Here is a 15,406-nt window from a genome sequence, read left to right as displayed (position 1 = left end):
CCCCGGAAAACCGGACGCGACCGGGATTGCCCGGCCGCGTCTGTTCAACCCGTCAGATGACCACGGTCACATCAGCAGGATCATCATCAACCAGGATTCTGAGCCCGTTCAACACCGGAACATCGGTGAATTCCGCGATCTGAACGAAACCGGCCGCGCCACCTGTTCCATCCACATCGACTTCCAGGAATGCCCCGTTCATCTTCACGTAGTCCCCTTCATGGCCTGCGACCGTTTCGGACCCGAGCAGCGCCGAGAGATCGACGACATCGCCCTCGGCGAAATCGTAGTCGGCGATCAGGTCGCGGATATTCGCACCGGCATCCTGAAGCGCATCCAGATCGAACACGAATGTGTCGGCCCCGCCGCCACCGTTCAGGGTGTCGCGGCCGAGTCCGCCATTGAGGGTATCATTGCCGCCCGAAGCCACTCCCCCGTTGGTGAGGATCTCGATGCCAAAATCGCCATGGAGTGTATCATCGCCGGCGCCGCCGCGGAGGGTATCGGCCCCGCCGATAAGCAATCCGGCATCGCCGTTTACATGGACCGAATGAAAGTCGCCATACAGCACGTCGGCTCCATCGTCGCCATCCAGCGTGTCATCCCCGCCGAGGACGAACTGGCTTCCGAAGTTGGTGCCGCCAGTGGAATTGCTTGTTGCGGTGATCCGGGCAGAATAACCATCGCCGAAGATGGCATCCGCATCGTCACCGCCGGCAATCCTGTCGTTGCCAAAGAGAGCGAAACTTAAGGCACCTTGGGTGTCGGCATCCTCATAATGGTACACATCCCCAAGGATCACATCGCCTCCGCTGCCTCCGGACAGGTAATCATGACCGAAAAGGATTTGCGCATCGTTGAGCGATGAAAGCTCGAAATTGGTGACGTCGCCCGTAACGGCGTCATCACCGCCTTCGCTGGAAATGACGTCATCATTGTAGAACTTGACCATGGAAGCCCGTCCCGCAGGGATGACGACCGTTACCTCGTCGCCGGCAATATCGTCCCCCGATGAACTGCCGGTCTCGGCCACGGCAAGCGACACCGTGTCGGTCGCCGACGAATAACCGGTCGTACCGCCATTGCTGGTGGTGTCGGAATAGCTGCCGTTGGCGCCGCCGGTTCCATCCCAGGCCCGTATTGTCAGCCCGTCGCTGACTGCACCGTTGAACGCGGGATCGGGCACGAAGACCACGCGGGCGTCGGCCGTCAGCGTCAATGCGTTGGCATCGGTAACCCCGGAGATCACGCTCCAGTTCGCCCCGTTGTCGGTCGAGAAGTACCAGCTGCCATGGGCGGTATTCTGACCGGTGATGGCAATGCCGATGGATGGGGAGTCCACATCGGAAACATTGTTGAGCCCGCCGCCGCCAACGCTGTCCGCCAGGTCGGAAACCAGTGTGCCACCGCCAACACCGGGCAGAACCGCATCGGTTGCAGTCCAGACAATCGGATCGAGCGCCGCGTTCAGCACCGGCGCATCGTTGACGCCGGTCAGCACCACGTCGATATCCTCGCTCACTGTCCCGCCATTGCCGTCATCAATGGTGACTGTGTAGGTCTGGGTGACGGTCTCTCCTGCGGCCAGATGCTGGATATCGGCATCGGTAACATCGAATGTCCAGTCGACGGTACCCGGCGTGCCCCCGCTCGATTCCGTGCTGATCGCAGCCGAGAACGTACCCACATATCCTGCAGCCGACGGCGTGAACGAGGCCGTGTGCGTTTCGCCGACGTCCCCGTCGGTAAAACTGATAGTGCCGCTGGCGACTTCCGTGCCAGGAAGCTGCACCACGGAAATATCGTCGATGTACGTATAGCCCACATTGTTCGTCACGGCCAAAGCCAGGGTCGACGTGTCCGAATTTGCAGTGAACGTATAGCTGAATTCGGTGAAATTTGCCTTTCCTGTTGCATAGGCGAGGTCGATGACCGAACCAACTGTTGCTCCATCCCAGGTGACCAGAACCGAATTGTCAATTGCGCCGGTGGCACTGTAAGCCTTGTTCTCGACCCAGAAACTGACCGTGTAGGTCACCCCGGCCACAGTGTCGAAAGTCTGGCTGCAGGTAAAAGGAACATCGTTTATATAATAGCTCGTTCCCCCAGCTCCGTATCCACCGGAGTGGACATAATATTCATAACCGGAAACACTGATCTTGCTGGCAACCCAGCCGCTGGTGCTTCCCGTCTCAAAGCCGCCATTGGTAAGCAGGTTTGTGCCACCAGTGTAAGAGGCATCCTCGGTCACGCCGCCATCGGTGTGCGCCGTGATGACCGGCGCCTCAGGCCCGCCGTCGATCGTCAGTTCGAACGTGTCGGACACCGAAAGACCGCCGCTGTCGGTTGCCGTCACCGTAATCTCGAGCGTCTCGCCTGCAGCGCCAACGGCCGGAGCCGTTCCGGTCAAGCGGCCGGTGGTTTCGTCGATCGAAAGCCAGGCCGGCAATGGATCGCCACCCGCCAATGTTGCCGAGTAGCTCAGAACATCGCCGGGATCGATATCGGAGAACGAGCCTGAAATATCGACGTCGGCGCCAACGTTCGAAAACACCGTCTTGTCGGCGATGTTGGTCACCAGCACCGGCGCGTCGTTGACATTCTCGACCGTCAGGCTGACCGTGTCGGTGGCTGCCGAATAGGCTGTTTCACCGCCAACGCTGCCGGGCGCCCAGGTCATGCCGGCCGGGCTGGCCACGCCATCCCAGGCCCGGAAGGTGATCGCCTCGTCGACTGTGCCCGTGTAATCGGCATTGGGCACGAAGTAGATCCGGTCCTCGCCACCCAGGTTCAGCACCTTGCCCAGTTCCAGATGGAGATTGAACCAGTACGGCCTGCCGTCCGGCGCATTGCTCCCCTCATGATGATAATACCAGCTCCCCTGGCTGCTATCCACGGCGCTGATTGACATGCCTGCAGGAAAGGGCTGCCCATCCACATCGTCGACATTTCCCACGCTGCCGCCTGCGGCATTGACCAGATCGGAAACCAGCGTGCCGACAAGGCCCGAAGGCAAGCCCGAATCTTCGGCCTGCGTCATCGCCGGCGAGGCACTGGCGTCGAGTATAGGCGCATCATTGGAGCCGGTGACGGCAACCTGAAGTGAACCGGTGTCGACATCGGTGCCATCGCCATGCAGTTTGTAATCGATGACGATTTTTCCGACTTCACCACGCCTCATAAGCTGCAGCGCGCTCGAATTCAGCTCCACCTGGATCTGGTTGTTGATGTCGACACTGATGGTGAACAGGCCCGATGTCAGCGGATCGAGGATTTGCCCCTGAGCCACCCCTGGCAGGCCATAGCCCCGGATGGTTCCCAGGCTGATGCTGTTGGCAGCGCCTGAATCCGGGTCCAGCGTGTCGTTGCCCAACACGTCGAAGACCCTGGTCACAATTTCATCTTCGCTGATCTCGAATGCCGGGAGCGAGCCGTTCGGATTGTCGTTCCATGCGACCGGCAGATCGTTGGTCCCCGCGATGGTGAAGACCAGTGGCTGCGAGGCCGATGTCGCCATGCCGTCGGAAACGGTGATGTCGTAGCTCACGGTCAGGGTCTGCCCGGCCGCCAGGAAATCGAGATCGGTGGCGGCCGGATCCCAACTGTACCCGATGCCGACAGCGCCACCGTTGGAAACGGCGGACCCAAGTGTGAGCGCGCCTGAGGCCAGGGCGGCGGTCAGAGCAGCCTGCTGCGCCGCGGACAAGGCGCCGCCGCTCCAGCTGATAACCGGCGTTCCGGCCTGGGCGGTCAGCGTATCGCCTGCTTCCGCATCGGTGACCGAGAGCGTCCCCGTGACCGGCGAAATATCCTGCGCCGAGGCATCCGATATCTCGGCAACGGCCACGGGCTGCACGATCGGCGCGATCACCGGCACATCATTGGTGCCGTTTACGGTGATGGTAACGTTTTGCTCAACGGTGCCGCCATTTCCGTCGGCAACATGCACGGTGTAGGTCAGCTCAAGGCTTTCACCTGCCTTCAGATAGGCGAATGCATCGCTGGCCGCATCAAAACTCCAGTTGACGGTTCCAGTGCTCGACAGGCTGTCGATTACAACGCCCGAATTGGGTCCGAACATGGCCAGCAGCGCCGCCGTCCCCGGCGTTGCCGCATTGACGCCGGTTCCAGAGGTCGCGACCGTCACCCCGGTGATCGTCACGATATCGCTGGTGTCGACATCTGCCACGTCAAACGATCCCGTGGTTGACAATGCGGCATTGGTTTCTGTCAGGGTTTCCGAAACATCGGTCACAGCCGAGATCACTGGCTGGTCGTTGGTGCCGCTGACAGTGACGGTTATGACCTTGGTGACCATGTCGCCGTCGCTATCGGTCACGGTGAAGGGGATCTCCATCAGCATGGATTCGCCTTCCGCCAGGGCATCGAATGCCGCTCCCGGCGTAATGCTGACATCGTAGCCGGTTGCCGTCTGAACCAGGCTGATGCCGGGTGTCCCCGGCACCACGCCCGCAGGCAGGTTGGAATAGGTCGGCGTCCCAATTGTGACGGTCACATCGTCCGCGCCGGATATGTAGGCCTCGCCGGCTTCGACAGTGGCGCCGTCCCCTTCGACAAGAGAGATCAGGGTGGCCGTGTTCTCTTCCATTGCTGCGGTGACGTTTACGGCATCGGGCGCATCGTCATTGATCGTGACGGTGAACGTGTTTTCGGTGGTTTCGCCGGCGCTGTTTCTGGCTGTCACGGTAAAATCCAGCGGCATGCTGTTCCCGTCGCCGGGACCTATATGATCGAGATTGCCGCGAAGTTCGAAGGTGTAGTCCACCTTGAAGCCTCCGGAACCGTCGGGAACAATCTTGATCTCGAGGACGAATATGATCTCGCCATTCGAAGGCTTGAAGGCTGCAAGCGTCTGTGAGACGCCCGGCCGGGTCAACAAGGAATAGCCCAGTGACACACCATCGGACTTCAAGAGTATGAGGTCGCCCGCAGGGTCGAGCGGGATGGCGCCCGAGGTCTTGAGTCGTGAGGACAGGCCGACCGAACTGTAATCGTTGAAATTGAGGCCGACGTCGCCGGTAAAGGTCAGGGCGCCGGAATTTCCATTCGTCAGGTCTTCTTCGCTGACGACAAAGTTGTCGGCCGCGCTGACCGTCGGCGCGTCGCTGGTACCGGTGACCGTGATCACCACATTCTGGGAAACGGTGCCCCCAATTCCGTCATCGATGGTAACCACGTAGGTCAGCTCGACACTGTCCCCGTCGCCGAGGAAATCGACTACGTCATTGGTCACCTGATAGGTCCAGCCGGTCGAGCCGATTCCGGTCACATTGGAAAAGTTCGATAACGCCGCATCATCGAGCGAGAAACCCGCCTTCAGCGCAGCGATCTGCTCGTCCGTCGGTGTATAGCCATGGGCAAAAGACAAGTTCGACACCGTACCGCCGTCATGGCTGGCCTCGGGATCGTCCGACAGGTCGACATCCAGGAAGCTGATGGTCCCGATCGCTGCCGCAGGATCGGGGTCAACACCGCCCACGACATCAGCCGTTTCCGCGACAGACCCCTTCTGAGCTCCGGAAGTGATGACCGGCGCGTCGTTGGTTCCGTGGATGATCACCTCTATCGTCCGGTCGACCGTGCCGCCATGGCCGTCATCGAGCGTGATGGTGAAGCTCTCGACCCTGGTTTCGCCCTCGGCCAGGTATTCGACCGCGGAGGCCGCAACCGTGTAGTTCCAGGTGATCTCGCCACCCAGGCCGGCCGTCGTCTGCTTGCTCACGCTAGCGGTCAGGCTGCCAAGCGCCCCTGTGGACGCCGTGATCGCCGTCGGATCAATCGAATGCGTGTCGCTCAGATCCACATCGGTGAAGCTGATCGTGCCGCTGTCGCTCAGATCGCCGACAGGCGTTACAGCTTCTGTAACCCCTCCGGTCACGTCCGCTGCGGCCACCACCGGCGCGTCATTGGTGCCGGTGATGGTCACCTCGATGATCCGGTCGACCGTGCCGCCATGGCCGTCATCGAGCGTGATGGTGAAGCTCTCGACCCTGGTTTCGCCCTCGGCCAGGTATTCGACCGCGGAGGCCGCAACCGTGTAGTTCCAGGTGATCTCGCCACCCAGGCCGGCCGTCGTCTGCTTGCTCACGCTAGCGGTCAGGCTGCCAAGCGCCCCTGTGGACGCCGTGATCGCCGTCGGATCAATCGAATGCGTGTCGCTCAGATCCACATCGGTGAAGCTGATCGTGCCGCTGTCGCTCAGATCGCCAACAGGCGTTACAGCTTCTGTAACCTCTCCGGTCACGTCCGCTGCGGCCACCACCGGCGCGTCATTGGTGCCGGTGATGGTGACCGTCACCGTCTGAACCACGGACGAGATGCCGTCATTGATCCGAACGTCGAAAGACAGTGTGACGACGTCGCCTTCAGCGAGAAAATCCACCGCGTCATTGCCGACAAAATAAGTCCAGCCGATCGAGCCGCCGGCAGCCGAGGTCGATTCAACCGTGACGCCGCCGGGTGTGTCCAGGCTGAAACCGGCCAGCAGCGCATCGAGCTGCGCCGCCGTCAGCGGCCCACCAGTGCTGAGCGCCTGGGACACCACCGTGCGTGAAGCCACCTCTGCATCGCGGGTTTCGCCGAACTCCGGATCGAAGAAGCTGATCGAGCCTGTGGCGGCAACCGGATCGGCATCGACGCCGCCCGGATTGTCGGCTGACTCGACAATGCCGCCGCTGGACACGCCACCGGTCAGTACAGAGGCGACATTGCCCGGATCGAGAATCTCGTCACCCGTGGCGCCGCCATCTCCGCCTGAGGCATCATCGCCCAGCAGGCCCAATGCCCGCTGCTGTTCGCCGACAATGGTGGCACCGCTGGAGTTCTCCAGTTCGCCGCCCGAACCTGTGGGCCCCGGCTGCGTCACCGAAAGCGTGTTGTCCGGACCGGCCGCAACGTTGAAGCCGCTGGTTTCGAGCGCTGCAACCAGCACCTCCTGCGGCACTTCGATGTCGCCGATAACGAAGGTCGGGACATTCAGCGCTCCGCCGATGATGCGGATCTGCGAACCGTCCGGCTGGATCAGCAGCAGGTCATTGCCGTCAAGCTGGATGGTCTCGATGCTGACGTTGGCGGCAAGCATCACCCGGTTGTCGGCATCGGGAACAACAATGCTGATCCCGGGCGCTCCGCCGGATGCGGCGCCGGCCTGATCGGTTGCCGCCTGGGCCACCAAGACAGCGTCCGGGCGACCGTTGGCGTCTGCGGTATCGACTATGGTTTCCGAAGCATCAATGTTGCTATTTTCTAACATAATGAAAATCCTAAATGGCAATTACCCATTTTTAACCAGTTAGTATTTCTTTAACAAACATATAAAGGAGAAGAGGGCATACGAAATTATGCCCAAATCGAGATACAAAATATTTGGCAGACGATACGGCATACATATATATCTATATAGCAACCTGAAATTTAGCATTCGCGCATTTACCTCCGCTTTCGGCACACCCCGACAGCAGAATTTCAGCGTAGAATAGTTCGAATTTTATCGAAGCGCCTATGTAATTGTTAGTTTTGTTTATTTCGGGGATCTTATGTTTCCTTGAGTAGTCTTCCCACAACGAACGGGGAAGGCGAAAAAGATGAAAAGCAAAGCAAAACCGAAAACAAAACACGCGATTACTATACTCGCGGCTTCTTTCATCTGCATCACGGCCGCACAGGCGAACGTCTACGGATCGTCGCAAATACCGACCCGGGCCTTGGCCCGCTCCACCGCACCTTTCCTCATCGAGAAGACCATGATGCCGTCTGAGCGTTGGCTTGTTTCGGCACACAACGCCACAACGCTGCACCTCTCACAGGCAGGCCTTGCCCGCATCGGTCTTGCCCGCATCGGTCTTGATCGGCCGGGCGCGCCTTCCGCATCTTTCCTGCGTCCGGTTCTGGCCTCTGTTCCGGCCCGCGACCCCATCACCACCGCCGCCATCCCGGCCGCAGCAGCCCCCGCCGGCAAGGCCATCGGCAGCTTCACCCGCCTGGCCATTCGCGACACGCTTCGCCAGGAGCGGCCGCTGTTTGGCGCCCATCGCATCCGTTTTGGCAAGATCGGCAGCGGCGCCCGCATTTCCGGCCTGATCCGCAAGGCAGCCGCCTCAGGCTCGTCGGCCATCTGCATCAATCGCTGCGCCAGCCTCGCTGACCGCCTGAAGCTTGAAGGATCGGACATCGCGGCCCAGCTCCGCCATGTCTCGGCCTCGGTCAACAAGATGGTCACCTACCGGACGGACCAGGAAAACCACGGCCGGCTTGATCAATGGTCGACGCCGAACGAGACCCTTGGCCGCGCCAGCGGCGACTGCGAGGACTACGCCATTCTCAAGATGGCGATCCTGAGCCATCTCGGCGTGCCGGTGAATGCGATGGAAATCGTCGTCGTCAAGGACACCAGCCGCCGGTTGTTCCACGCCGTTCTCTCGGTGGCGCTCGATGACCGCACCGTCATCCTCGACAACATGACCGACGCGGTTGATTCAGACACCGAAAAGCGCAGCTACGCGCCGCTGTTCTCGCTGTCGGGCGATGCCAATTACATCTTCGGCTACAAGGGCGGAAAACAGAACCTCACCGCATCCCTGAAGAACATCGCCGCAATCGCACCCGGCGCAGGCTTCTGAAAAGCCCCCCGGACTGCCAATTCCCCGCAAGGCTCACGCACTGCAGATGACGCTGTGCCTGTTAAGGTTAACCCATCATTGCATTTGAATGTTGAGCCAATGGGTGCGCTTTCTCTCCGGAAGCAAATACCGGAGAAGATTACATGGCACGGAAAATCAGCGAAAAGCTGATGCATGGACTATCGGCAGTGGCGCTGCACCCCGCGACAGCTGCCGCAGCCATCATGCTGTGCACCGCATTCCTGTTTCTGCTGGAACGGGCAGTTGAGCACATGCCGTTCGTCATGCTCTGCGTCCTGGGCATCGCCACGCTGCTGTTCCTTGCAAGCCGCCGCGTCTATTTTTCGATCTACACCGCCCTTGCCGCAACCGTGCTGGTCGCCATCGTTTCGGTGCTGAAATACAGAACCAAGGGGTTTGATCTCCACATCTACGACATCGTCTTCACCGGGACGGATCCGAAGGCCTTTGCCTTTCTCATCAACGGCTTTGCGTCCTATATCGTGCCGGTCGCGGGCCTGATGATCTGCTGCCTCATCGTGCTGTCCATCGTCTTCATCCGGGACGGCAAGCACAAAATGACCACCCTCAAGCGAACCGGACTGGTGGCCGTCGCCTTTGCGCTGATCCCGCTCAGTTACCCGCTCAAGGCCGACGAGCCGCGCTACTTTCACTATCTTGGCGGCTTCAACGCCTCCGCATTCTTTGTCTCCTTCCTCGACCTCCGGGACGCGGCAATCGGACGAGGCATCGCCGACCGCTTTGCCGGCCTGCCCGATGTCGAACCCTTCGCGGAAGCCGGCCCCTGCGACATGACCGGGCCGAAGCCCGATATCTTCGTGGTTCTCAGCGAAAGCCAGACCGATCTCGGCCGGCTCAATCAATATGGCCTCGACCAGAAGTTCGCCGACCGCTTCAAATCCGCCGATGGGAAACGCCGCGAGCTCCGCGTCGAGACCTTCGGCGGCGGCACCTGGATCTCGAATTTCTCGCTGATGACCGGGCTTTCCAGCCTCGATTTCGGATGGCGCGCGCCTTACCTGACCACCGCCATGGAAGGCAAGGTCCAACAGTCGCTGGCCACCGAACTGGCCCGCTGCGGCTACAGGACCGCGGTGCTGATGCCGATGGATCATGGCTTCGTCAACGAGGGGCCGTTTCTGGAATCGATCGGCTTTGACGAGGTGCTCGACTACAACCGCATCGGCGCCAGCGAATATGCCCATCCCGACCGGTTCTATTTCGAAGCCGCGCGGTCCTTCATCGAAGAGCACCGCAAAACCGATGGCCGCCCGCTGTTTCTCGAAGTGCAAACCATGTTCGCCCATTCGCCCTACTCGGACCACCGGGCCGAAGACGAACCGGACAGCTTAACCGACAGCGGCATCTTTGAATTGGACGAGTATGTACGCCGGGTCGCCCAGTCCCAGCAGGATTTCGACTGGTATCTCGCTCAGGCACAAGCCGACAGTACGGAGCATCCATCGATCGTGCTGGAATTTGGCGACCACCAGTCTTTCGCAACGCGCGAGCTGGTCAATCACCTCTATCCCGACTTTGCGGTCGACGAACTCACCTCATCGGCCTACCGGACCTATTTTACCGTTCATGGCATGGGTATGGATGTCGACATGACACCCTTCGATTTTGCCAGCCTCGACATCGGATACCTCGGCGTATCGCTGCTCGAGGCGGCGGGTGTGGCAAAATCACCCATGTTCGCCGAGCTCGCAGCACTCCGTGACAGTTGCGAAGGCCGCCTGCATTTCTGCGCCGACCGCGCCGCCGTTGACCGGCATCTCCAAAAGCGCATTGCCTCTGGATACTTGACGGTTCAATAGAGACAAGACCGGGCCCGGGGACGCCGTCGCAGTCTGGCCTGCTTTGCCGCAGGGTTGCTTTCGCAGCAGGCAAGATTTTCGGTCAAATAGCGGCAATATCCTGCAAATCAGCCAATCTAATGGATTTAAATGCTGGATATTAGCAAAAAAATCATTCATTGCTTGCTGCACAAGCAGCCCGCATGATGCCCACCAGTGGGAAGAACCGTGCGGAACTCGACGCCCGAGCTGAATGGGACACCCGATGATAACCAAGTCCGCCATCGCCGACCTGCCTTCACCAGCGCCCCGCAGCAGCGATCCCTCCACCCTTGCAGCCAATATCATCGAACGGCTGACCTATTCGATCGGCAAGGACGCGAAAGTCGCCAAGCCGCATGACTGGATGGCCGCGACCATCCTGGTGATCCGCGACCGCGTTATCGATCACTGGATGGCCTCCACCCGCAAGACCTACGACGAGGGCGCAAAGCGGGTCTATTATCTTTCGCTGGAATTCCTGATCGGGCGATTGACCCGTGATGCCGTATCCAATCTCGGTCTGCTGGAAGAAGTCCAGGAAGCCTTGCAATCGCTCGGCGTCGATTTTGATGCCGTTGCGGCACTGGAGCCTGATGCGGCGCTCGGCAATGGCGGCCTTGGCCGGCTGGCTGCCTGTTTCATGGAATCGATGGCCACCGTTGATATCCCGGCCTACGGCTACGGCATCCGCTATGTCCACGGCCTGTTCAAGCAGGAAATGAGCGACGGCTGGCAGGTCGAACTGCCCGAAACCTGGCTCAGCCATGGCAACCCTTGGGAATTCCCGCGCCACGAAAGCGCCTACGAGATCGGCTTCGGCGGATCTGTCGACACCACAGGCAACGGCTCTGACGAAACCCAGCGCTGCACCTGGAAGCCGCAGGAACGCATGATTGCGGTCGCCTACGACACGCCAGTCGTCGGATGGCGCGCCAACCGGGTCAATACGCTGAGATTGTGGACGGCCCAGCCGATCGATCCGATCCTGCTCGACGCCTTCAACGCCGGCGACCACATCGGCGCGTTGCGCGAGAGCAACAAGGCCGAGGCCCTGACACAGGTGCTTTACCCGGCGGACGAAACCCCTGCAGGCCAGGAACTGCGTTTGCGGCAGGAGTACTTCTTTTCCTCGGCCTCACTGCAGGACATCCTGCGCCGCCACATTCAGCAATTCGGTGATCTGAAGACGCTGCCCGACAAGGTGGCCATCCAGCTCAACGACACGCACCCTGCGGTGTCGGTGGCCGAACTGATGCGTCTCCTGATCGATGTCCACCACATGGAGTTTGATCCCGCCTGGGACATCACCCGCAAAACCTTCAGCTATACCAACCACACGCTTCTGCCCGAAGCACTGGAAAGCTGGCCGGTGCCGCTGTTTGAGAGACTGCTGCCGCGCCACATGCAACTGGTCTACGCCATCAACGCCAAGGTTCTGCGCCAGGCCCGCAAGGAACGCGGCTATGACGAGGACCAGATCAGGTCCGTTTCCGTCATCGACGAAGGCGGAGAGCGGCGCGTGCGCATGGGCAACCTGGCCTTCATCGGCTCCCATTCCATCAACGGCGTCTCGGCACTGCACACCGATTTGATGAAGCAGACCGTGTTTTCCGATCTGCATGACCTCTATCCCGACCGCATCAACAACAAGACCAATGGCATCACTCCGCGCCGCTGGCTGATGCAATGCAATCCCGGCCTGTTTTCACTGATCCGGGAAGCCATCGGCGATGAGTTCATGGATGACGCGGAAAAGCTCACCACGCTCGACGCTTTCGCCGGTGATTCCGAATTCCGCGCCCGGTTCGCAGCGGTCAAGCGCGCCAACAAGGTGCGACTGTCCAATCTGGTGGAACGCCGCATGGGCATCAGGGTCGATCCGTCGGCGATGTTCGATATCCAGATCAAGCGGATCCACGAATACAAGCGGCAACTGCTCAACATCATCGAGACCGTTGCACTCTACGACCAGATGCGCTCGCACCCCGAACGCGACTGGACGCCAAGGGTGAAGTTCTTCGCCGGAAAGGCGGCGCCGAGCTATCACAACGCCAAGCTGATCATCAAGCTTGCCAATGACGTGGCCCGGGTGATCAACAATGATCCGGCCGTGCGCGGCCTGCTGAAAATCGCGTTCATTCCCAACTACAACGTGTCGCTGGCCGAAATCATGGTACCTGCCGCCGACCTCTCCGAGCAGATTTCAACTGCCGGCATGGAGGCATCGGGCACCGGCAACATGAAATTTGCATTGAACGGTGCGCTGACCATCGGCACGCTCGACGGTGCCAATGTCGAAATCAAGCAATGCGTCGGCGACGACAACATCGTCATTTTCGGCCTCACCGCTTCCGAAGTGGCCGACCGCCGCACCACCGGCCACAATCCACGCGGCATCATTGAAGCCTCGCCGGAACTGGCACAGGCTCTGACCGCCATCTCATCGGGTGTCTTCAGCCCGGACGACCGCAACCGGTACAGCGATCTGATTGCCGGACTCTACGATCATGACTGGTTCATGGTGGCTGCCGATTTTGACGCCTACGCCAAGGCTCAGCGCCAGGTTGACAGTTTGTGGGTTGACGAAGAGGCCTGGTATAGCCGTACTATCCTGAATACTGCGCGTGTGGGCTGGTTCTCCTCGGACCGGACCATCCGCCAGTACGCAAAGGAAATTTGGAAAGCCGGCCCATGACACAAAAGGGAACCGTGCCAGATGCCGGAAAAAAGGTGACCCGCCTTTCGGCAGAAGAAGCTGAAGCGATTGCTTCCGGAACGCATGGAAACCCTTTTTCTGTTCTCGGCATCCAGGAAATCCCGCAGGGACTTTTCGCCCGCGCATTCATTCCCGGTGCCGACGAGGTGATGGCACTGACACTCGATGGCCTGCCCGCCGGCCGGCTTGAGCCCGGCGCGGTGGCCGGCCTGTTCGAGGGCCCTCTCACCATCGCCAAACGCCAGCCATTGCGATACGCGGCAACCAATTCCATCGGTGCCTGGGACGTCGATGATCCCTATTCCTATGGCCCCGTGCTTGGCCCGATGGACGATTATTTCATCGCCGAAGGCTCGCACTTGCGGCTTTTCGACAAGATGGGAGCGCATCCCATCCGCCATGAAGGCATGGACGGCGTGCACTTTGCCGTCTGGGCGCCGAACGCGCGCCGGGTCTCTGTGGTTGGCGATTTCAACGACTGGGATGGACGGCGTCATGTCATGCGCCTTCGTGCCGATGTCGGCATCTGGGAAATCTTCGCCCCCGGCGTCAAACCCGGCTCGGCCTACAAATATGAAATACTCGGTCCGAACGGCGAAAGGCTGCCGCTCAAGGCCGACCCCTATGCCCGCCGCGCCGAGCTGCGCCCCGCGACAGCTTCCATTGTTGCCGCAGACCTCGATCATGACTGGGGCGACAGCGCCCATCGCGCCCACTGGAGTAAGGTCGACGCCCGCCGCCAGCCGATATCGATTTATGAAGTCCATCCCGGTTCCTGGCGCAAGCGCGCTGACGGGACGTTCATGTCCTGGGACGAAATGGCGGATGAACTGATCCCCTATTGCGTCGAAATGGGTTTCACCCACATCGAGTTTCTTCCAATTTCCGAACACCCCTATGACCCCTCCTGGGGCTACCAGACCACCGGGCTTTATGCACCGACCGCACGATTTGGCGAGCCGGAGGGCTTTGCCCGCTTCGTCGATGGTGCCCACCAGGTCGGCCTCGGTGTTCTGCTCGACTGGGTTCCCGCGCATTTCCCCACTGACGAACACGGGCTTGCGCATTTCGACGGAACTGCACTGTATGAACATGCTGATCCGCGCCAGGGGTTTCACCCCGACTGGAACACCGCGATCTACAATTTCGGCCGCCGGGAAGTGGCGTCATTCCTTGTCAACAACGCGCTGTTCTGGGCCGAGACCTACCACATCGACGGACTCAGGGTGGATGCGGTCGCCTCGATGCTCTACCTCGACTATTCGCGCAAGGAAGGTGAATGGATCCCCAACAAGGATGGCGGCAGGGAAAACATCGACGCGGTCGAGTTTCTCAAGAGCATGAACAAGGCGGTCTACGGCACCCATCCCGGCGTCATCACCATCGCCGAAGAATCAACCTCCTGGCCCAAGGTCTCCGCGCCGGTTCACGAGGGCGGGCTCGGCTTCGGCTTCAAGTGGAACATGGGCTTCATGCATGACACCCTGTCCTACATGCAACGCGACCCGATCTACCGCAAGCACCACCACAACGACATGACCTTCGGCCTGCACTACGCATTTTCGGAGAATTTCGTGCTGCCGATTTCCCATGACGAAGTGGTGCATGGCAAAGGCTCGATGCTCACCAAGATGACCGGTGACGAGTGGCAGAAATTTGCATCTCTGAGAGCCTATTACGGTTTCATGTGGGGCTATCCGGGCAAGAAACTGTTGTTCATGGGCCAGGAATTCGCCCAGCGCGGTGAATGGAGCGAGGCCCGAGCGCTGGACTGGGATCACCTCGATGATCCGCGCCATCACGGCATGCAGGATCTGGTCCGCGATCTCAACCGGCTCTACGCCCGGACACCGGCCCTGCATGCGCGCGATTGCGAGCCGGAAGGTTTCGAATGGCTCATCGCCGATGACAACGCGAACTCGGTCTTCGCCTGGGTGCGGCGTGCGCCTGACCAAAAACCGGTCGTCATTGTCTCCAATTTCACGCCCAATGTGCTGACCGGCTACCAGGTTCCGATGCCGCAAGGCGGTGTCTGGCTTGAAATTTTCAATTCGGATTCCACCATTTATGGTGGCTCTGGCAAGGGCAATCTCGGTGAGGTGATGACACGGGTGGAAGACGGCCACACAATCGCGGAGCTGACGCTGCCGCCCCTGGCGACAATGATGTTCACGCCCGCATGATGCGGG

General features: G+C 60.2%; 5 protein-coding genes. 4 read left to right on the top strand and 1 reads right to left on the bottom strand.

The window, feature by feature from the left end; genetic code table 11:
- Nucleotides 1-52 precede the first annotated feature (52 nt).
- Complete coding sequence (locus WNY80_RS08535; RefSeq protein WP_342886916.1) at nucleotides 53-7,273, bottom strand: VCBS domain-containing protein; 7,221 nt, start codon at nucleotides 7,271-7,273, stop codon at nucleotides 53-55.
- Between the two features lie 331 nt (nucleotides 7,274-7,604).
- Here WNY80_RS08535 and WNY80_RS08530 point away from each other — a divergent pair, with 331 nt between their 5' ends.
- The 4 genes from WNY80_RS08530 to glgB all read left to right on the top strand — a co-directional run bounded on the left by WNY80_RS08530 (nucleotide 7,605) and on the right by glgB (nucleotide 15,400).
- Entirely contained in the window at nucleotides 7,605-8,639 is a 1,035-nt protein-coding gene (locus WNY80_RS08530; protein WP_342886915.1) for a transglutaminase-like cysteine peptidase, read from the top strand.
- Nucleotides 8,640-8,782: 143 nt separating this feature from the next.
- Entirely contained in the window at nucleotides 8,783-10,480 is a 1,698-nt protein-coding gene (locus tag WNY80_RS08525; protein WP_342886914.1) for a sulfatase-like hydrolase/transferase, read from the top strand.
- A 232-nt stretch (nucleotides 10,481-10,712) separates the two neighbouring features.
- A complete protein-coding gene (locus WNY80_RS08520; RefSeq protein WP_342886913.1) occupies nucleotides 10,713-13,196 on the top strand; it encodes a glycogen/starch/alpha-glucan phosphorylase in 2,484 nt (827 codons plus the stop codon).
- Nucleotides 13,193-15,400 (top strand): 1,4-alpha-glucan branching protein GlgB, encoded by a 2,208-nt coding sequence (gene glgB / locus WNY80_RS08515; RefSeq protein ID WP_342886912.1) that lies wholly within the window; start codon nucleotides 13,193-13,195, stop codon nucleotides 15,398-15,400. Before WNY80_RS08520 ends, glgB begins: the two co-directional genes overlap by 4 nt.
- Nucleotides 15,401-15,406 lie beyond the last annotated feature (6 nt).

This window comes from Hoeflea sp. AS16, assembly GCF_038900095.1.
Classification (GTDB): domain Bacteria; phylum Pseudomonadota; class Alphaproteobacteria; order Rhizobiales; family Rhizobiaceae; genus Hoeflea.
Note: the sequence above shows the minus strand (reverse complement) of the source record. Positions and strands in the feature narration are given on the sequence as shown.